Source organism: Symplocastrum torsivum (genome assembly GCF_059505465.1).
Genome location: NZ_JCACKQ010000095.1, coordinates 236104 through 257073 on the forward strand (window position 1 = coordinate 236104; position 20970 = coordinate 257073).

Consider the following 20970-nt stretch of genomic DNA (forward strand, 5'->3'; position numbering starts at 1 on the left):
AAGGGAGGAATGACAGTGGCACGAATTAATGTGCTTGGTGGAGAAATTCCTGCGAGCAAGTGGGATACTAAGTTCTTGTTTATCGATGTTTTTCCTGAAGTAGTCACTAATGTTGGAAGTGAGTACAGGAAATTAGATCTGAATACTATCAAATCGGCAGAGATGGTTGACCAGGAACAGATCAAAAGTATTGCATCGTCCGCCGGTTGGGGAATCGCCACTGGGTTGGCTGCCGGACTCCTCACTGGTGGTCTAGGTCTCATCGCTGGCGGAGTAGCTGGAGCAATGGCTAAAGGGCAAAGAACTGAAATCACCTTTACGTGCGAACTTAATGATGAACGAAAATTTATCGCTGCCACAGATTCTCAAACCTGGAAAAAAATTACAGGTATCGTAATGACAACAGAAGATAAGAGGTTCAAGCGTGATGGATTGCCTACAGCAGAGATTGCCCACATCTAGTTTTAGAGTTGTCTACGCTCTCGGCTCTCCCGTAGCTAGGGTGATAAACAAAGGTGATTAGTAATAAAAACCTTTTATGGTAACGCTTTCAGGACAACATTTTTTGGGAAGCTATCAGTAATAGGGGAGTTTCCACCATAAGTACGGGAGAGGCACCATTGCGGAACTTAGTTTCAGATGCTATCAGCACGACCCAAGAGCGATCGCATCCCAGCCTCAAATGATTTAGTCTGCCCATCATTCAAATGAATCCTGAAACGCGATCGCACTGACAGCTATTGACAAACCTTTACTGTCATTTGCACATATTGCTAGATCTGCGTACTATTTATTGTACTTGTCTATTTTGGCAAGCCATAACCTAGCTCTAACAAAGCATTGAGCTAATCCATACAGCCGTTTCCATCTGGTACTCTCCCTGATCTGAATTCCTACCGGAGGCTTGCATCATGGCAGATCCCGTGCATGGCACGCTCATCGATACTACCTGGCCGAGTCTGCCTCTTGCAGAGTGGCAAGACACTTATGAAACACTCCATATGTGGACTCAGATCGTTGGCAAAATCCGGCTAACGTTAGCTCCGAAAATCAATCACTGGTGGCATTCTACGTTGTATGTAACACCGCGCGGAGTGACAACCTCTTCAATGGCTTGTGGAACGCGCACGTTTGAGATTAGCTTCAATTTTCTCGAACACCAGTTACAAATCGACACCAGTGACGGCACTACCCGGAGAATTGCGCTTGCTCCCCGATCGGTGGCGGACTTTTACCAAGATGTTATCGGGACATTGCGTGCGCTCAATATTAATGTTCAGATATGGACGATGCCGCAGGAAGTACAGGAACCTATCCCCTTTGAGCAGGATTACAAACATGCTGCTTACGATCCGGAGTACGCACAGCGGTTTTGGCGTATTCTCCTACAAGCAGACCGGATAATGACAGCGTTCCGATCGCGTTTCATTGGTAAAAGCAGTCCTGTACACTTTTTTTGGGGCAGCTTTGACCTTGCTGTGACTCGCTTTTCTGGACGGCTTGCTCCAGAACATCCTGGTGGAGTTCCTAACATGGCAGATTGGGTGACACGAGAAGCGTACTCGCATGAAGTGAGTAGCTGTGGTTTCTGGCCAGGGGGTGGGGCAGTGGTTGAACCGATTTTTTATGCTTACGCCTACCCTACACCAGAGGGATTCGCAGACTATTCCATCCAACCCAAGGAAGCATTTTACAACTCCCAACTAGGAGAGTTTATCCTACCTTATGAAGCCGTGCGGCAAGCTGACAATCCTGATGAAGTCCTCCTTAGCTTCCTCCAAAGTACCTACGAGGCAGCTGCTAATTTAGGAGATTGGGATCGAGCAGCGTTGGAGAGTACTCCAGTTTTACAAACCTGACTTGGCTTCTATCCATAAAACTAGGTAAAGGTTTGCACAATTGCTCATACCACAACGTAAGCTGTCACGCCTTTAATTTGTAAAAGGTGTTAGGTCGTAGGTGGTAGGTTTTAGGGGAAAATCTAGATCAAGACTAGAAAGATTAGACTTCAGGAAATTCTATAGCTGTCGCAACAAAGGTTAGGACAGATTTAACGGCTGAAACGACCACGTATCAGTAATAAACATAAATGCCTTCTGCCTTTTGCCTTCTGCCTTTTGCCTTTTGCTATAACTCCAAGACTTGCCGCTCACGCTACCACCTACCACCTTCCTACTCAGAAACTTCACTATCATCAATGGATAAGTCTCTCTCTGATTCGAGAAAGTCAACTGCGCCACTGCTGATTTCGTAGTAAGCACCAATCACGGCAATCTCTTTCTTTTGGAGTGCGTCTGCAACAACTTGGTTTTGCTTAAGTTGATGGACTTGCCTCCGAACATTAGCAATCACGGCTTCTCGCATCCGTGCCTTCGAGTCGCGAATCCGTGGCAGGTTGCTTACAGATGGCACAATGCGATCAATCAGAAATTGGATATATTGTGATTCAAAACTCCGTTTTGCTTCATCTTGCATTGCTGCTTGTACAGCACCACAGCCTTCATGACCCATCACGACGACTACCCGTGTTTTTAAGTGATTGATACTATATTCGATACTCCCCAAGGTGCCTGCCTCGACAACATTACCGGCAACACGAATAACAAATAAGTCACCTGCCCGTTGATCGTAAATGATTTCTGTTGGGACTCGACTATCTGAACAGCCAAGGACAACAGCAAAAGGAGTCTGTGTGATAACTTGTGCGCGACGAGCAACGGCTGAAAAATCAGAGGGAACTTGAGTCCCACTGAAAAAGCGGGCATTGCCAATCTTTAAAGTAAGAATGGCTTCTTCCGCCGTTTGAATTGTAGGGGCTTTGAGTTGAGCAACCTCCCTCATTGTGAGGTTAGTTTGAAACACTCGACCTAGCTCCAAATCATGTTCTAATACTGACTGGTCTTCCAAGTGATGGGCTTTTCCATCCATAAAGCATTGTTTTGTAAAAATTTCTTGATGATACAAAAACTACACTTGGTTGAGTGGGAGTTATGCAGCCACTGTAACAATCTGGGCAATAAATTTGACTTGACCCATAGATATCTCGTTTGGCAATAGGCGGCTCAGCTTATTTCAATCACTTCGTCTCGCTCAATTTATAGCGATTCTCGTATCAGTGAGGTACATCACCCTAATGTCGGCAGAAGGCTCCCGCTATACCTCGTAGAGGTTAGCGGTGGGAGGATGTCAAGTTAAAACTCTACTTTCGTCGGGTATTATTTGTTAGCTCTGATAATGGAGCATAAGTAACGCGCTGTAATCTAAAAAGACCATGGAAACTATGCTTTCTAAACATCTGCGAACACTGTCTTTTTCCTTAACAGTAGCGCTGGCGATGGGTATTCACCTACCAGCGCTGGGATATGTATCAGCCCAAAGGTTTTCTCCACAAGTTGAGCGGAACTCAGCAGTCTGGGTGGCAAGGCTAAGATTTAGGCTGCCAAACATCAAAGCTCCTCGTAACCGTACAGCAGGAGCCTCGCGTGGCAGTTGCAGTTCTGAAGTACAGCGCCCCGTTGCTTTATTACCCTCAACCCAAATTGGTTTGACAGTTGCAGCAAACCCAACGTTCTTTTTCCATATACCTCAACCGACGACTAAGGAGGTTGAATTCACCCTACAAGACTCAGATGATCAAGTAGTCTACGAAACAGCCGTAGACTTGTCTGATGTTCCAGGTATAGTTAGCGTGAGTCTTCCTAGGGAGAGTCTTGCTTCACCTTCACTAGAAGTTGGCAAAACTTATAAATGGAACTTTGCAATTGTTTGTGACCCAACTGACCGAGGTCAAGATATTGTTCTAGAAGGTTGGATTCAACGAAATGAGCTGACACCAACGCTTGCTAATGAGTTAGAGAAGGCAGCACCAAAAGATCGTCCTTCCATCTATGCTAATGCAGGTCTTTGGTATGACACTGTAACTAGTCTCGTACAGCTTCGTGAAGCTAATCCCAATGATCCACAACTAGCAGAAGACTGGACAGCTCTCTTGCAGTCGATTGGTTTAGATGCGATCGCACAAGCCCCACTAGTCGGTTCAGTCACAACTATTAGAAATTAAGTAGAACTCTGTTTTTACACCTGCCTAATCGTCAATGAAGCGATCGCATCTATCAAATCGCTCAACTTACTGTGTCCAGTTTGGGAAATAATCTTTATACCAGTAATCGAGATCACACTTTCTAGCTGTCTTGCCTCACTGGGTTAAATTATTGCAATCACAAGAAAAGCCTATTACTTTCACAGGTCGAACAGGACTCAATCACTTTCAATCAGGGAGTTTCGCCAGATATTGAACTGGTTGAGGTTAAGAGTACATCCTTCATAAGGTGGAAGACAAATAGCTCAACTGTGGTTCTTGGTTAGAGCCTTTTGCTCCGTCTGTTTCAAAAGCAAGATTCCCGCAACTCATTCCAAAGTGCGAACTACGGTAGGCAGAATATGGTAACTAAAGTAACAAACGAATTAACTTATAAGGAAATCAAAGTTTTTGTTGAAGCCCTTAATGCCCTTCATTGGAAGGCGGATTATGAGGAGTTCTGTAAACTGATGGGCTACGCAGACAGTGCCTATGGCTTGGAGAGATATGCACAGTTTGAAAATCTATGTAAAGCCTTGAACAGCTTTAATCTTGATTCACTGGTCAAGTTGGTAAAAGCGGGAGTGATTGTAGACTACTATCGGTAGTTGCAGGAGTAGGGGGGCTACAAGAGAAGTTTTTGGCTAACTTTTCTAGAAGTGCGATCGCGTCTTCTTTCCTACTTGCTTACTGAGTCCAAGCTCTTCTAAACGTTTCAGGGTAATCAATCACTCACCCATCAGCATCAACTGAGAGGTTTGCTGGAAATCCTCTAAACAAGCCTTTATCGGCATAGACTCCCCCTGAGAGTGTGGCTCTAACTTGCACAAGCATGGGGGTGAGTCTGTGGTATGAGCGTATGGTATATGCCCATCAAATGCTCTAATCCTGGCTTTTTCCAGGCAATCCACATTAAATTCTATTCCATTATCTAGCCAACCCCATCTATTCCTAGCCAAAATCATAGTTAGGAATCAAGCACTTATCACTTGAAATTTTTATTAGTAAGTTCAAAATCAGGGCAATGAACGAATTAACGTTGGAGTGGCAAGAAGCAGGTCGAACTAGAACAGAAACGATTCATGACCAACAGCCGAGTAAGAATCCAGGGACAGTACGGCTTGGTCGTGACCCAGCGCGGTGCGATTTCGTTTTTAGCGACCCAACTGTGTCAGGGCTGCACGTCGAAATCTTTTATCACCCTCAACAGCACTCATTTGCCTTACGCAACCTTCGGATTAGTAATCCTCCGGTGGTAGATGGACGGCAAATTGTTCAGGATGAAGTCCGTTTAAGCGAAGGTAGCACGATTTACTTGGGGCAAGTGGAAGTAACTGTCACTGCTATTTCTCTATTTACAACGAACGCTGGCATCCCTCCCACAATCCTGCTGTCACCACAAGCGTTTTTCGCCGCCAATCAGCCAACTCCAGCTATTGAATCCTACGGCTTGCAGTGTCCTCATTGCCATCGCACTTCTCCCTATGAACGGATAGATTTTGGATGTCAGTGGTGCGGAACATCTTTAGCGGCAGCCGTCAGTGTTTTGATGACACCCACCTAATGAAGAGTAAGAAAGGATGAATTCTGCACCATTGCGAATTCAGTTAAGTTGGGATGATCCAGCGACGGGAGATCGACGAGAACCTAGGCTAACTCTGCCAATTGCCCTAGGTCGAGATTTTAATGGGATGCCAACCGAGATTCAAGGGCATCCTGTCTCCCGGATGGTGCTGAATAGTCTTGAGGTGTCTCGCTTCCATGCCTTAATTGACCAAGATAGCGGTGGGTTGGTAGTGATTGACCAAAATAGCCGCAACGGTAGCTTTTTGAACGGTACTCGTGTTGTAGTGAACAACCGGACTTCTTTGGCAAATGGTGACACACTACAAATTGGACCCTACCAGATTAGTGTGAATTTTGGTGCGAGAACACAGGTACCTGCACCTTCTGGTAATTCACAGATTTTCTTTAACCCCAATACACAATTACCAGACCCCAGCCAACCGCCACCACAGCCAGTAATACCCGGTAGAGGCAACCCAGCAGGTCATCCTTCCTTTCCGCCGCCAGTATTTCAGGCTTCTGAGGTGGCTGTGCAAGACCTTCATGCTACAGGATTGCCTGTGGATGAAGTGGATTATGTAGCCGTTGGGGCGGGGTTGGGTAGTTTTGTTTGGGTAGATTTTTTGAGAATTTATGGGGTGAAGAGTTCTCAGATTGCCGCTTTGGGGATTGAGGCCCAACCCTACAGTCGTTACAAACAACTTTGCCTGAGTTCCCAGATTCCCCTTCATGAGCGGTTGCGCTCTAATTCTGATTCTTGTCCTGATAATATTTGGGGCTGGCCCAGCTATGCGCTGCGGGAAGCATGGCACGATTTAGTTCGAGGGCGTTTGGGCGAAGCTTTTGGGTATTTATGGCAGGTGTTTGCTGAACCGACTTTTGCTCAAACCTACACACCGCGTGCTGGTAACGTGTTTGATTCGCTAGATCGGGAAGCGAAGCGAATTGGTTGGGAGCAAATATTTCGTTATGGTAGTGTCCGTTCGATTCGGAAAACCACAGATGGACGTTATTGCATAGCCTATTCCCGAACTCGCAGCGGACGACGTGACCATGCTTTCCTCGTTGCCCGCTATGTTCACATTGCAACAGGCTATCCAGCGATTAAATTTCTTCCGGATTTGCAAGCGTATCGGGAGAAAACTAACGATTTTAAATCAGTGGTGAATGCTTATGAACCGCACGATCATGTTTACGAACAATTAGAGCGGTGTGGTGGGACTGTATTGATTCGGGGTCGGGGGATTGTTGCGTCGCGCATTGTGCAGCGAGTTTATGAAGCACGGAAGCACAACCCGCAGATTTGGTTAGTGCATTTAATGCGATCGCCAAAACCTCAAGGTAACAAATTTGGCAAGTCCCAACGTCTCGTTAAACACCACTATGAATTTCAACCCTTCAACTGGCCGAAAGCTTGCTGGGGTGGCGAACTCCGAGCAACTCTAGAAAAAGCTGACCCTCAACAACGACAGCGCTTAATTGCTGACTGGGGCGGTACAACCACGGCTGACCGTCGGGATTGGAAACGCATTGTTGAGGAAGGGGTGAATCAAGGCTGGTACAAAATTGAATTTGGAGAAGTTGAACGAGTTGAGCGTGAGCAAGACTGCATTATCACCTACATCCAGGAGAAAAAATTCAAGGGGCAAATGCGCCTCGAAGCAGACTTTATCATTGATGCTACGGGTCTTGATGCGAAGGTGACAGCCAACCCTCTACTCAATGATTTAGTCACTCACTACAACTTACCGCTCAATCCTTTAGGACGTTTGAGCGTCAGCAATGATTTTGAACTCGTAGAAATGCGTGGGTCACGAGGTCGAATGTATGCCGCAGGCGCAATTACTCTGGGTGGTCCCTATGCAGCAGTTGATAGCTTCCTGGGCTTGCAGTATGCCGCCCTACAATCAGTAGATGCGATCTGCGCTAGCCTTCGGCAACGCCAAGGGCGAACGCAGCAGCGCTTCGCTATCGCCTCAACCAAAGCTCCTGGAATCGGGCGATTGAACCTTGCAGGTTCCTCCGTTCAATGGCTAAAGTGGATAGCTAATCAATCTCCTTGCTGATTTTTTGAACTGATAATTTTGAATTGGAGCTTTCGCAACTTGACTCCTACACTCCTTGGGCGTTGGCAAACTCGAATCCTACTCTTTGCCACAGTAGGTCTCCTACTTACCTTACCCTTTCGTTTCGGTATCATTGGTTCCGGAGCTAACGTAGTTTATTACTGGATGCTTGGCTACATTGCTGCTTTCGGATTAATTTGGGATGTTGCTTATAACTATCTCCAGCAGTTTCGGTGGGATCGTGATTGGCCTGCTGCTTTTCAACTGCTAGCTGGTATCTGGGAAGCTATTTTTGTCGCTACTGCAATTAAAACCTTTGGCTTACCTGGAGTACCACGCGATTTACCACTTCCAGCATTTGCTTTGCATTACAGCTTGGTCTGGATCGGAATTTTTACCGCTTCTCAGGCGCTGATGCGGATTTTGTTTCCCCGTTGGCGTTTTAAAGGTGGGCAGTGGCTTTAAGTGACAAATGAAATATTGAAAAAGAGGCTTAGAGGAATTAGCTCTTTTCTCGATCGTTTCGAGCGATACTCACTGACCAGATCGGAATGGGCGATCGCAAATCCCTCACAAAGGGCTATCATTTTCACTCTCTGTTCCACTCTCACAGAGGCTTAACTCAAATAAATTAGGAATAATTGAGACAGCGATGAGGAAACAACAATGCTAATTTCCACTCTTGTCAAAGACAATTTTTCATTAGAAGATTTTGTTGCGAATCCTCCCGATCATATGGAGTGGGTGGATGGTCAACTAATAGAAAAAAATGGCATGACACTTAGGCATGGTGAAATTCAGTACAAGCTAGCTCGTTGCTGGGATGATTACAAGAAGTCTCTTGGACAAGAAGGAAAAATATACACCGATGTGCCCTGCCGTACTAATAAGCAGGGACGCTCTCCTGATGTCGCTTATCTCACGCCTGAACTGGTGGCACAATTTGGTAATGAGGCTACTTTGCCGCAGAGTTTTCCCTTATGTGCTGAGATTGTTTCGCCTACAGATATCGCTGAAAATGTGTTGCTAAAAGCGCAGGAGTATTTAGAGTCTGGGGGCGAAGAAGTTTGGTTAGTGTTTCCTGAGAGTAGATGGGTGATGGTAATTACTGAAAATCAGGGGTTGATGTTTACATCGGGTCAAGTGGTCAGTACGCAAAGAGTTTTAAAGGGTTTTAGTGTGCTATTGGATGATTTGTTGGCTTGAGAATGGATGTTTTCTTACCGCTTAATGTTTGTCACAATCGAGGCTTAGCAGTATTCAATTTGCGAAGGAGGCAAAGGAGGAACTTCGTCGGCAGTTGACGAAGTTACCACAGTAAAGTCTCTTTAGGTTTCGCTTGTAGGGGTGTATTGCCTTGATTGGTTTGCACGAATCAAGTTCTCGCTCCCCAATTTTGGGGAACAATAATTCCAAGTCCCCCAAGATTGGGTGATGCAAGGGAGTACTCAAGGATTCATGCAAGAGGTTTACTGACCTCAATTTTTAGGGGATTAATTACTCGCAACAACTGGCTTAGCTAAATTAGCACAATAGCTATCATTAACAATCGCTGTTGTAGAGTGTAGTTTCACAGTTCCTTGATTAGCAGAAGCTGGTGGTGTCCATTTTTCTGGATGAAAGGCAAGCTTCTTACAAACCACTTTATTACTGCCAACATGAGCAAAGCCCCAGGTATACGTTGGCGAGTCATTAAGCTTGGCTTCAGCAGGCTTTAGTGTTAGTAGAGATAGTAAAACCAACTCCACAACTACCAGAGTGATAATTACGATTCTCTGCATAAACTTTCCTCCGTCTACAAATTTACCTCATTGATAAGTTTCTAATTAAGCTAATAATACCAATCTATAGCAATCCTATTTTAGTTACAAACTTTTACTGTTCAGATTCCCGACTTCTTGAAGAAGTCGGGAATCTGAGCGTTTACGAATCATTTAGGATTGCTATACCCAAGCTGTTGTGCATCTCGCGTCACCTATTTAACGAATTGGTTTTTTAGGGAAAAAGGAAAAGGTGAAAGGTCAAAGGGAATAACCTTTTCCCCTTTCCCTTTAACCTTTTCGCCATGAGTGCATACTACAAATCAAATGCGTGACAACTTAGCACTGTCTCAACTCAATGCAGAGTGTAGCTGTTCGCGTGCGCTTGAGAGAGCTTCTGCTAATTTACTAGCATCACGTCCACCTGCCTGAGCGAGGTTCGGGCGTCCACCACCACCACCACCGCAGAGTTTAGCAATTGCGCCAATAAACCTCCCTGCTTGTAAGCCTTTTTCGTTGACACCTTTACTAAAAGCTGCCACTAAACTTACTTTGTCTGCTTCGGGAACAGAAGCCAACACCACAGCACTTTCTCCTAGTTTTTGCTGCAAACGTTCCGCCGCTGTTTTCAGAGCATCCGGGTCAACGTCTCCCATTGTCGCAACAAGAATTTTGAACTCACCAATTGATTCAGCTTGTGCTAAAAGTTGGTCAGATTTTGCTAAGGCAAGTTCTTGTTTGAGGGCTTCCAACTGTTTTTGGGATGTCTTGAGTTCATTCTGAAGATTAGTGATGCGGTCAGTTAGTTCTTCTGGTTTGGCTTTAAAGCGATCGCTTAATTCCCGAACCACTTTATCCCGCACATTTAGGTAATCCAACACCGCTGACCCTGCAACCGCTTCAATCCGCCGGATACCAGCCGCAACCCCAGCTTCAGAAACAATTTTGAACACCCCAATCTCAGCCGTGTTGCTCACATGAGTCCCACCACACAGTTCCATTGAGACACCAGGGAAATCAATCACCCGCACCTCGTCGCCGTACTTTTCCCCAAACATTGCGATCGCACCCTTGGCTTTCGCCTCGGCAATCGGCATCACTTCTATTTCAGCCGTATGAGCCTCACTAATCCAGGTATTAACCTGCTCCTCGACTTGTTGCACCTCGTCGGGTGTTAGAGAACGAGGGCAGTGGAAGTCAAAGCGCAAACGGTCAAAAGCAACCAAGGAACCAGCTTGAGAGATGGAAGGGTCAACAATCTGTTTCAGTGCCGCCTGTAGTAGGTGGGTTGCTGTATGGTTAGCTTGAGCGCGACGACGGCAAGCACGGTCAATTTGAGCCGTTACTGTGGCTCCTAATTGCAATGTGCCTCGCTCAATATGACCAAAGTGGACAAAAAGATTCGTTTCTTTCTTAACGTCTTCAATTCGTACTACAACATCTTCACCCGTTAAGTAACCGCGATCGCCAATTTGTCCTCCAGATTCCGCATAAAACGGAGTCTGGTCGAGAATCACTTGTACCTTTGCACCAGCCTGAGCTGATTCTACTTGCTGACCATCCGCAATGAGTACACTCACCTGAGCTGTAGTGGACGGTAGATTATAGCCTAGAAACTCAGTAGTGGCAGCACCTGATGCCAGTTCTTCCAGGGAACCAACAGCCATCAAATCGATAGTTTCGTGGGCTTCCTGGGAGCGTTGACGCTGCTTCTCCATTTCCTCCTTGAAGCCTTCGATATCCACAGTCAAACCCTGTTCTTCGGCTATTTCCTGTGTTAGTTCCAATGGAAAGCCGTAGGTGTCATAGAGGATAAAGGCTTCTCTACCCAAAATCTGTGCTTGCTGCACATTCTCTCTAAATGCTTCTCCCAACCTCGTATCTTGTATGTCCTGTGCTTGCTGCACATTTTTTTTGAAAGCTTCTATTACATCCGCTAGCATTTTCTCGCCACGTTCTAAGGTTTTGAGGAATTGGGATTCTTCGCGTTGCATTTCTGCTTTGATTGCAACTGCCCGTTTCCGGACATTGGGGTAGGCAGATTCGGAAAGTGCGATCGCACTCTCAGCGACTTGAGAGGTAAACTCACCTTGAATCCCAATCAAACGACCATGACGCACCACGCGACGCAGTAAGCGGCGCAAGACATAGCCTCGCCCTGTGTTTGAAGCAGTAATTCCATCGGCAATCATGTGGACAACTGCCCGAACATGGTCACCAATTACCTTGAGAGAAACTTTGGTTGTTTCATCACTCTTGTCGTAGTCAATTCCCGCAATCTTAGCTGCCGTTTGAACAATCGGGAAAATCAGGTCAGTTTCGTAGTTATTCGGGACACCTTGGAGGATTTGTGCCATCCTCTCCAATCCCATACCCGTGTCAATGTTTTTATTTTTCAGCGGGATCAGATTGCCTTCAACATCCCGGTTGTATTGCATGAACACCAAGTTGTAGAACTCGATGAATCGGCTGCCGTCTTCCAAATCAATATGTTCATCACCTTGTTCGGGATGGAAGTCATAGTAAATTTCTGAACAGGGACCACAAGGACCCGTGGGGCCAGATGTCCAGAAGTTATCTTCCTCTCCCATGCGCTGGATGCGATGAGCAGGGATACCGATTTGGTCCCGCCAGATTGCAAAGGCTTCATCGTCATCATTAAAGACACTTACAATAAGGCGTTCTGGAGGTAAGCCAAAAACCTTTGTTGACAGTTCCCATGCCCATGCGATCGCCTGTTCTTTGAAGTAGTCCCCAAAGCTGAAGTTGCCTAGCATCTCAAAGAATGTGTGATGCCGTGCCGTGCGTCCAACGTTCTCAATATCGTTGTTGCGGATGCACTTTTGGGAAGTGGTAGCGCGAGGAACTTCAGGCGATCGCTGCCCTAAGAAAATCGGTTTAAAGGGCAACATCCCCGCGATCGTCAGCAGCACGGTTGGATCTTCCGGTACTAAAGAGGCACTTGGCAGCATCTTGTGCCCCCGTTGGGCATAAAAGTCAAGGAATGTTTGCCGGATTTCGCTACCGCTGAGGAAATGGGGAACAGACATGGTCTTAAAAAAAGGGCTAGGGATCAAACATTTCGAGGCGTGAAGTTTGAGCTTAATCACACCTTGAGCTAAAACGCAACCGTAGCGCGTCAGCACTCTTTGCAGCGGTACCAAAGGCACCAGGAGGTGGAAAGGCTTGGCATCACTGCAACGCAGCTACGCGATTAGACTCATCACTCCTATAAAGCTTTCGCTTATCGGTTAAGTTGTTATCTATTTTTACATTTGTTTATGCAATGTTGCTGCCTTTGCCATTCATGAGGCTTCTTGCACGAATCTGAGAAAGGCAAAAATCAACCGGAGCTTTAGTGAGGATTTTGTAGCCGGCTCCAGGCAGGTGCGTGTTTGTGAAGCTGCGACTTCAACCGCCAGGTGCAAGATATGAATTAGGGTAAGAGACTTTCATTCTCTGCTGTGAGCGACAGATAGGGGAGTCCCGCCCTTAGAAAACGGCTTGATTTGGTTTAACAGCAAGAAGTTTCACTGCATCACATTTTAGGCATTACAAAAACCGAGACGATTTTCACTTCTTAATACAAGACTTGCAGTTCGTAAAGACTCATCAACTTTGGTAAATATCATTCAGCCGCTAATGAGTACTGTGTTAATTTTAAAGAGTGGACATCAAGCTCCGGACAAGCAACAGGAGAAAACCAACCAGGCATAGATGTGATGTCCCTGATCTATGACCTAACCACAGTAGAAACCAACCAAGCATAGCTTTATGGGGCAAATACCAGTATTAGCTGGAAAAAGCCAAACCAAGGTCTAGAAAGACGCAACTATGTTGGAGCCAGATAAGGTGGAGCTGTGAGAGATGTAAACTTAGTGATTCACGATTTATCGTTAAAAAGTTAACTTGTTGAAAACTCAAACTTTTGTACTTAAATGGGTCTAGCCGCACTTGGTTAGACCCATTTAATTTTTAAGCCATAAAAACTAGCAAATAACTTCTCATTTGATTTATAAGTGCAAATGGAAATGAGACCATCAAGCTAATGTTGTCTAAAACCTGATTTGACTAACATTAGTGGAAATAAGCGCTGAGTGTTCAATAGAGTATTACAATAAAAGATTGAATGTAACAAAAATTCCACAAATAGGTTTAAGCTATGGCGACAATGAAGTTTAAAGTTCCAAATATCTCCTGTGATGGTTGTGCAAAAACTATTACAGACGAAATTCTCACCCATGAGTCAGACGCTAAGGTGGATGTTGATGTCCAAGCGAAGACAGTGAGTGTAGAAACTGAAGCTTCCGAAGCATCAATAAAACAGATGATCGTAGCAGTAGGCTACTCTGTCGAATAGGAATCAGCGTCTGTACCTCTAAGAAAGCATAATCTGGACGGGCTATTCTGCCTATCCCACAAGAAAGCTTATTAATTAGCAACGTGCAAGTTCAGTCGCTAGCGTAATTAAACAGAACTTGTTGTCTTGGAACTGGGGGCTAGGAATTGGCGGTTAAGCTAAGATTTCCTAGCCCTTTTAAGCTAATAAGCCTTCATTAGCAAGGCAAAATTATTAATTTAGATTCAAAGATGAAGGGAAAGGTTTCGGAAGTATTCCTTTGCTCCTTAATCTTTTGCTTTAACGGCTGGTAGCGAAAGGCAACTTAAATGCACTTGGCTTAACTTGCGTCATTTACTAAAAGAACTAAAGCTACGCTTACTTAGTTTTCGACAACTTTGTCAGAACTAGCAAGGACTTATTTTAGCTCTTGCCGACTTTGCAGATTGCTTTGTAACGTGCGTTGAATATTTCCCTGAGGCTTCGTCGTTGCGAACCAGTCAACAAGAACAAAGCAATCTGCTCACGTCAGCTTCAAAAAAATCAGTGTATTGATGACTTTTCTTAAAGATTTTGCAAACTTGTTAGTTAAATAGGGAATCGCTACTACTGCGACCTGTAGAAACCAGGGATTATTAGAAGAGAGCGGAGCGGGTTATTGATATATCTCACAACTAAAACATTTAGGTGATGGAAGTTTTGACATCTTTTAGTCAGGGTCAATGCCTTTGCTTTCAAGAGCTACATACAACAATGGATGCTTCTGTATTGGTGGTTGGAAATGAGTGGTTTCTCTCCACATTCGTTAACCAGATTCGCTATCTGATGTCTGGCACAGTCGAGGCATCTTCTAGTATTGATGAGGCTCTAGTCCTGATTCCAATGAAACAACCTGCTGTTTTGATTTTGCAAGCAACGCAGATAGGGAGTTTGGAACTGTGTTCTCAGATTAAAGAACAGACTCAGTTGGGCTGGATCTACTGTATTTTGGTCAACGACCAGTCCAAGATAAGTAAGGAAGAAACGCTATCAAGCCAACGTCTAGATTGGGTAGCTTGTGCTGAAGCCCTAGAAAATGGGGCAGATGCTTACTTAGGGCTGACCTTAACAGGAACTGGGGACCAAGAGGATATTGAAGGCAAGCGACTGCTAAGGGCGCAAATTCAAGCTGGGTTAAGAGGCGTCAAACTTTACCGAGAGTTGATGCAAACGAATGACGTACTCTCGACGATGGCGTTAGCCGATCCCTTAACAGAATTGAGCAATCGTCGGGCAATGGAATGGGATTTGCTCCGACAAATTCAAAATGCTCTGATCCAATCGACACCTTTGAGCCTGATTATGCTGGATGTGGACTATTTTAAGTCCGTCAACGACAACTATGGGCATCAAGTAGGCGATCGCGTTCTTCAACTACTCACAGCACGTCTACAACACAACTTGCGGGTTCAGGACACCCTGTTTCGCTATGGTGGCGAAGAATTTGTAATTATTCTCAGTCAAACTAACTTTCAGGAAGCCCAAATTGTAGCCGGACACCTACGACAACTCATTAGTGACCAACCCTTTAACATTGATGGGACATTTGCTCTTGAAATTACTATTAGTCTGGGGTTCGCTTCCCTTAATTCAGAAGATGACCTGAAAGGAGAGAGTTTGCTGTGGCGTGCTGACCACAACCTGCTGCGGGCAAAATCTAGTGGTCGTAATCAGGTTTTTGGTGGTGACGATGGTTATTAGTTGTTGGTTGTTGGTTGTTAAAGGGATGAGGAAGGTTAAGACAAAAACTATTGAGGTGTACGAAATTAATTTTGGCAATGTTGCTGAATTATCTGATAACACTCTGTTACTGAGGCTCGTTGTTTCATTGCCTCAACTAGCGCTTCATAAGATGCCCAGTGTTCTTCAATAATTGTGTGAGCTTGCCGAGTTGCCCATCGTTCTTTTATTTGTAACTCGCTAATAGGACGCCCTAATGAAGTTAAAGCTTCTGTGAGTTTCTGTCGGTCTTCTACGCCTCCCTCAGCGCTGCCGTAGACTAAAGTTTCTGCTGCAATCCCAGCCATCCAAACAGTACAAAAACGCTCTAAGGTTAATCGCATTTCGCCAACAGCAAGCGTGCCTGTTGAGAGTCCCGCAGAATCAAAGGTGACTCCCCCTAGCCCCGGTTGCCCTTGCTTGAAGGCTTCCCAAGCAGTCAGAGTGTAGCCAGTAATTGGAATGCCTAGGAAGTAAGCAACAAGAAAGTGACCCGCTTCGTGGCGGAGAATGCGATCGCGATGCTGACCGGATGCACTAGCCAGCCAATCCAACAGTAAGGTTGCCCCTCTGCCTTGGAAGCGGAAGCTATCGAGTGTGGCAAGGCTTAAGACACTAAGAGTTGCAACCGCAGGAATAGCGGGTGAGAGGTTGAACATTGGCCCCAGCAATGCTGAGAGTGTCATACCAAAGACACCGATCGCGATTAAATTCAGGGCAGTTTGCTGCATTCTTTTACTGTTGGTGGTGAACTCCTGAGTATTACTATTTGTAAAACGTTTTCAGCTTTTGTTACAAGTTTAGGTCACTAAAGGAGACGGGGAAATGGGGAGGTAAACTCCCCTTCTTCAAGGGTTTGGGGAAGCGTCGGTTGTTGGAGTCGGTGCAGGACTAGTTAAGTTTTTCGCCTTGTAGAAGGTTTCTAGGCTATTGCGATCGCCAACAAAGCGCCAGTGCCACGGCTCATAACTGACGCCTTGAGGATTATTCCTGGGAAAGGACAGTTCAAAGCTGTAGTAAGCAGCATTCTGCTCAAGCCACTTAAAGGCTGCTGTATTCTCAAAGTTAGGGTTTAGGTTTGTTGCTGGTGTCTGAGCATCACCAATATCCACGGCGTAGCCAGTGTGATGCTCACTGTAGCCGGGGGGAGCGCTAACTTCTGCTCGCTTGGTAGCGACTTGTCCGCGCTGTTTTTTGACATCAAAAAACAGATGCTGCTGTTCAGAGGCGGAACGGAAACCCGAAATTGGCACTAATACGACACCACTCGCCTGTGCTGCTGCGACCATTGCTTGAAATTGCTGAGCGGCCGCTGCCCGAAGCTTGATTTGACTACCAGGTAGTATGGGTCGTAACTCTGAGGCGGGTGCTTCTTCGTAGGCAAAATGTCCTAGAATCGTGTCCTCTTCAGTATCTTGTGGGCTAGGGGAGACTGAAGTATCAGTGGAGGTTGGTTGGGGTGAGGACTGTGCAATTGGCTTCGGTTTAGGACTGTTAGCAAGCGAGAGACTAAGCAAGAGTGAGATCGCACCTCCCCCGACTAACCCAATAATGAGTAGTACAGGACTTAATCGACGGCGTTTGACATCCGGTGTATCCCGCATCGCCTCCGGAATATCATCTCCAGGTGGCGCTGAAAGCTTGGCTGTTTTTTTTGGGAGACCCGCGTTATTCAAGAATCCACTCCTGCACTGAGAATCAATACTTAAACTTACCCAAATTTTAGTCTTGAGCCAGTCTAGCAGTTGCCACCCTATGTAGGCTCAAATTACCCATTCTCTAGAGACTGACTTACCATTTTTGGAAGTTGCCTCTCTACTGAATCAAGCCATGCCCAGCTTCAATACTGAGCTTTTAGAACCACTATTCAAACTCTATATTCAGCTAGGGGGCGGTGTCCTGCTGGGATGGGTTTTAGGACGTTATGCATCAAAGGCACTACCAACGTTCATTGGTCAATTTCTCTTCTGGATTGGCGTTCCCCTCAGTATTATTACCTTCCTGCGGGGTGCCGACTTATCCGGAGCAATTTGGATTGCGCCAGTGGCTGCCTGGGTAGCAATTTTTTTAGGGGCGGTATTAGCCTGGAGTTGGATTCAAGGACAATCACTCAGACAGCCTACCAATAGTAGTAATAAGCCACTTCAGGAGTCATCTTGGAGTAGACCCACACAAGGCAGTTTTCTCCTGTCGGCAATGCTCGGTAACACAGGCTACTTGGGCTTTCCAATTACCCTAGCTTTGGTAGGAGAAAAATACTTTGGTTGGGCAATTTTTTATGACATGTTGGGGACTACAGTTGGTGCCTACGGCTTGGGTGTCTTGCTTGCTGCTCGTTTTGGCAAGGAGTCACAGAGTTACCAACAGCTAGTCCAAGCACTACTGCAAAACCCAGCATTATGGAGTTTGGGATTTGGACTAGGTTTTCGTCAGATTCCACTGCCTGAGTTGGTTGAACAAGCTTTGCAAGGAATTGCCTGGAGTGCGATCGCACTTTCGTTGGTGTTAATTGGGATGCGATTGAGCCAGCTAGATTCCTGGAGCAACTTGAAACAGGCCTCAGTGAGTGTGGTCATCAAAATGCTTATTATCCCGTTGATTTTAGGGATTGGGTTATTGCAGTTGGGCATTCCTCGTCTACCCCTATTAGTCATCGTTCTGCAAGCAGCAATGCCTCCAGCTTTTGCTACTTTAGTAATTGCAGAAGTTTATGATCTTGACCGTGACCTCACGGTTACAGCACTGGCTGTTGGGTCGAGTATTCTTTTGTTGACATTACCAATTTGGCTGTTGCTGTTTAGCCCTTAAAAGCAACCTCATCCCCTTGTTCTTGAGTGCATCGTCCCCAGACTGATTTCCAAACAGACACGCACTAACAACCTTTTATGAACCGTCGTGAGTTTATTACATGGGTCGGTGTTGGCGGTATCGCAAGTTCCCTCCCAGTAGCCCTCGCTGCCTGCTCTCCTAAATCCACCGATTCAGAATCACCTGCTAGCCTTTCTCGCCCAGATGGGTTTCAATCTGTTGGCACGATATCGGAATTAAGCCAAAAGGGCTATATCCTGAATAAGAAAATTTCAACAAGTGGGGTGCTTGTCGTCAGCCAATCGCCTGATTCAGAGACGATTACGGCTGTCAATCCTACCTGCACACACCGAGGTTGTACGGTGGAATGGAAGGCACAAGAAAAATCGTTTGTATGTCCCTGTCATGGTGCCAAATTTGGTGCCGATGGCAAGGTTCTTGAAGAACCAGCACAGAAACCCTTACCCACTTACGAAGTTAAGACCCAAGGAGATTTAATTCTGGTGAAAGCAAATACTTAACTATAACCCCTCTGCCTTCTGCCTTCTGCTATAAATACACATCAGCTTATTTTTGACCCAAAAGGAAATAAGTTGTCATATCGCCCTTCCCTTTAATTGAAACCTGACCCCGCTCTTCAAACAAAAACTGCTCCTTTAATCGCTCATAGCTAGCAGATGTTACCTGAGTCTTACCTGGAATTCCTGTCATTTCCATGCGAGAAGCTATATTTACTGTATCGCCCCACAAGTCATAGATGAACTTGCTAAGACCAATCACACCTGCCACTACAGGCCCAATATTAATGCCAATTCGGATTGTAAACGCTTCGCTGATTTTGGCATTGATATCTGCCATTACCGCTTGTATAGAAAGTGCCATTTGGGCAATAGCTTGAGCATGATCTGAGCGGGGTGTTGGTAAACCCCCAACTACCATATAAGCATCACCAATCGTCTTAATTTTTTCTAAGCCGTATTGTTGAGCTAATTGGTCAAAGGTTGAGAAAATAATGTTGAGAACGGACACCAGTTCTTCCGGTGTTTTTCGATTGGAAAACTCCGTAAAGCCAACAATGTCGGCAAATAAAACACTGACCTCTTCAAAACGCTCAGCAATTGGGCTTTGGTTTTGCTGCAACTGCTTGGCAATCGGTGCTGGTAAGATATTGAGCAGTAAGGTTTCAGTTTTTTCTTGTTGAAATTTCAGTGCCTCTTGGATTGACTTCCGCTCTGTGATATCAGAAACTGTCCCTTCGTAGTACAGTAGCCTCGCCTGAGAATCACGTACAGCACGGGTGTTTTCAGAAATCCAAATGACTTTATGATCTTTGCGATATACTAGAGACTCAAATTCCTTCACCTCATTCTCAGATTCTATAAGGGCAAGAAATTCTTGGCGACGATTGGAGTCAACATAAACTTGTCGTGAGATATCTTCAATACTTTCAATCAATTCTTCTGGTGAGGTGTAGCCATGAATTTTTGCTAAGGCAAGATTGGCACTTAAGAACCGACCATCCGGCGAAGTTTGAAAAATACCTTCGACAGCGTTTTCGACAATACTATGATATTTCTCTTCGGCAATTCGCAGAGCTTCTTCTGTCTGCTTGCGCTGAATCAGTGAACCCAATTGAGTAGCAACAGCATTAACTAACTCTACTAAATGCGGCTGGATAGGGCTTGCTGTTTTTTTCAAGAAAACTAAGATTGCTAAGACTTGGTTATTCAGCAGAATTGGAACACCGAAACTTGCTTTTAAGCCGATAGCTGCCGCGAGGTTAGAACGAGGAAAAATCTCTTCTGGCTCAACAGAAACATCTTCTACCCACTCCGGTTGTTTAGATGACCAAACTCGCTCGGCTAGTCCAACCAAAGGAACTATTGGAATTGCCAAACTGTGTTGGCTAAATCCCTCTAAATCTGGGCTATTAGCATACCAAGCTTGAGAGTGTTCAAGCGTTGTGCCATCAGCGCGAGGAACCCAAGCTTCTCCAAAATCCCAATTAATTGTCTGACAACAAGAGCGCAAAATAATAGATAATGCCGATTGAAAGTTAGACGCTTCAGCGATCGCTTGAGTCATAGAGACGAGAAAAAAGATTTCCTCTTCGGCACGTTGGCGAACATTAATTTCAGCCGTGAGACGGGTATTTTGCTCTTGGAGTTGCTTAGAGAGTCGCTGTTGTTTAAGTTGATTCTCGACTCGTGCTAATACCTCTTCTACGTGGAAAGGCTTAGTGATGTAATCTACACCTCCGATTTGAAACGCTTTAATTTTGTCACGGACTTGATCTAAGGCGCTAATGAAAATAACTGGAATATTGCCTGTTTCTGGTCTAATTTTTAGCTGTTCACAAACTTCATAGCCGTTCATTGTGGGCATATTAATATCAAGCAAAATCAAATCAGGGGGAGCAATTTGTGCCCCCTTCAAAGCTAGTTGTCCATTAATCGCTTTCCTGACTCGATACCCGTGAGACTCAAGCACAGCGGATAACAATCGTAGGTTATCCGGTGTATCATCAACGATGAGAATGTCTCCTTTGTCGGCTTGTGCTTGATGAGTATTCATTAGGACAAATCAATATTTTAA

The 20970-nt window shown here is 45.4% G+C and carries 18 protein-coding genes; 12 read left to right on the forward strand and 6 right to left on the reverse strand.

Translation table 11 applies throughout. The annotated features are described in order from the left end of the window. Positions 1-15: 15 nt before the first annotated feature. Both AC5JL3_RS24340 and AC5JL3_RS24345 read left to right on the forward strand, forming a co-directional pair. Entirely contained in the window at positions 16-462 is a 447-nt protein-coding gene (locus AC5JL3_RS24340) for a hypothetical protein (protein ID WP_496076927.1), read from the forward strand. Positions 463-911: 449 nt separating this feature from the next. Beyond that, positions 912-1859, forward strand: coding sequence for a DUF5996 family protein (locus AC5JL3_RS24345; RefSeq protein WP_496076928.1), 948 nt, complete (start codon positions 912-914; stop codon positions 1857-1859). Positions 1860-2172: 313 nt separating this feature from the next. On the opposite strand, the gene AC5JL3_RS24350 is transcribed toward AC5JL3_RS24345, so the two are convergent. Further along, a complete protein-coding gene (locus AC5JL3_RS24350) occupies positions 2173-2928 on the reverse strand; it encodes a carbonic anhydrase (RefSeq protein WP_496076929.1) in 756 nt (251 codons plus the stop codon). 343 nt (positions 2929-3271) lie between these two features. Here AC5JL3_RS24350 and AC5JL3_RS24355 point away from each other — a divergent pair, with 343 nt between their 5' ends. The 6 genes from AC5JL3_RS24355 to AC5JL3_RS24380 all read left to right on the forward strand — a co-directional run bounded on the left by AC5JL3_RS24355 (position 3272) and on the right by AC5JL3_RS24380 (position 8916). After that, entirely contained in the window at positions 3272-4060 is a 789-nt protein-coding gene (locus AC5JL3_RS24355) for a DUF928 domain-containing protein (RefSeq protein WP_496076930.1), read from the forward strand. A gap of 380 nt (positions 4061-4440) precedes the next feature. Continuing rightward, the gene (locus AC5JL3_RS24360) at positions 4441-4686 is read left to right on the forward strand and encodes a hypothetical protein (RefSeq protein WP_192221062.1); all 246 of its coding nucleotides are present in this window, start codon (positions 4441-4443) and stop codon (positions 4684-4686) included. Between the two features lie 416 nt (positions 4687-5102). Continuing rightward, positions 5103-5642, forward strand: a complete 540-nt coding sequence (locus AC5JL3_RS24365) for an FHA domain-containing protein (protein WP_496076931.1) — start codon at positions 5103-5105, stop codon at positions 5640-5642. Between the two features lie 16 nt (positions 5643-5658). Next, entirely contained in the window at positions 5659-7710 is a 2052-nt protein-coding gene (locus AC5JL3_RS24370) for an FHA domain-containing protein (RefSeq protein WP_496076932.1), read from the forward strand. A 39-nt stretch (positions 7711-7749) separates the two neighbouring features. Then, on the forward strand, positions 7750-8175 hold the full coding sequence (locus AC5JL3_RS24375; RefSeq protein ID WP_496076933.1) for a hypothetical protein: 426 nt from the start codon (positions 7750-7752) through the stop codon (positions 8173-8175). Between the two features lie 201 nt (positions 8176-8376). Continuing rightward, positions 8377-8916, forward strand: a complete 540-nt coding sequence (locus tag AC5JL3_RS24380; protein ID WP_496076934.1) for a Uma2 family endonuclease — start codon at positions 8377-8379, stop codon at positions 8914-8916. Between the two features lie 287 nt (positions 8917-9203). Here the strand turns inward: AC5JL3_RS24380 and AC5JL3_RS24385 are convergent, their stop codons facing one another. Next, positions 9204-9491, reverse strand: coding sequence for a hypothetical protein (locus AC5JL3_RS24385; RefSeq protein WP_496076935.1), 288 nt, complete (start codon positions 9489-9491; stop codon positions 9204-9206). A gap of 329 nt (positions 9492-9820) precedes the next feature. Further along, complete coding sequence (alaS, locus tag AC5JL3_RS24390; RefSeq protein ID WP_496076936.1) at positions 9821-12520, reverse strand: alanine--tRNA ligase; 2700 nt, start codon at positions 12518-12520, stop codon at positions 9821-9823. Positions 12521-13632: 1112 nt separating this feature from the next. On the opposite strand from alaS, the gene AC5JL3_RS24395 reads away from it, so the two are divergent. Together AC5JL3_RS24395 and AC5JL3_RS24400 are read left to right on the forward strand one after the other, a co-directional pair. After that, positions 13633-13830 carry a heavy-metal-associated domain-containing protein gene (locus tag AC5JL3_RS24395; RefSeq protein ID WP_242058662.1) on the forward strand — a complete coding sequence of 66 codons (198 nt, stop codon included), beginning with the start codon at positions 13633-13635 and terminating at the stop codon, positions 13828-13830. A gap of 669 nt (positions 13831-14499) precedes the next feature. Then, entirely contained in the window at positions 14500-15549 is a 1050-nt protein-coding gene (locus AC5JL3_RS24400; RefSeq protein WP_496076937.1) for a GGDEF domain-containing protein, read from the forward strand. 65 nt (positions 15550-15614) lie between these two features. Here the strand turns inward: AC5JL3_RS24400 and AC5JL3_RS24405 are convergent, their stop codons facing one another. Further along, on the reverse strand, positions 15615-16298 hold the full coding sequence (locus tag AC5JL3_RS24405; protein ID WP_496076938.1) for an ATP-dependent Zn protease: 684 nt from the start codon (positions 16296-16298) through the stop codon (positions 15615-15617). A 117-nt stretch (positions 16299-16415) separates the two neighbouring features. Next, positions 16416-17243: a M15 family metallopeptidase gene (locus tag AC5JL3_RS24410; protein ID WP_496076939.1), complete on the reverse strand. Its 828-nt coding sequence runs from the start codon at positions 17241-17243 to the stop codon at positions 16416-16418. 154 nt (positions 17244-17397) lie between these two features. Here AC5JL3_RS24410 and AC5JL3_RS24415 point away from each other — a divergent pair, with 154 nt between their 5' ends. Together AC5JL3_RS24415 and AC5JL3_RS24420 are read left to right on the forward strand one after the other, a co-directional pair. Further along, positions 17398-18375, forward strand: coding sequence for an AEC family transporter (locus AC5JL3_RS24415; protein WP_496076940.1), 978 nt, complete (start codon positions 17398-17400; stop codon positions 18373-18375). Positions 18376-18452: 77 nt separating this feature from the next. After that, entirely contained in the window at positions 18453-18896 is a 444-nt protein-coding gene (locus tag AC5JL3_RS24420) for a QcrA and Rieske domain-containing protein (protein ID WP_496076941.1), read from the forward strand. Between the two features lie 46 nt (positions 18897-18942). On the opposite strand, the gene AC5JL3_RS24425 is transcribed toward AC5JL3_RS24420, so the two are convergent. After that, positions 18943-20949 (reverse strand): adenylate/guanylate cyclase domain-containing protein, encoded by a 2007-nt coding sequence (locus tag AC5JL3_RS24425; RefSeq protein WP_496076942.1) that lies wholly within the window; start codon positions 20947-20949, stop codon positions 18943-18945. Between the last annotated feature and the right edge of the window lie 21 nt (positions 20950-20970).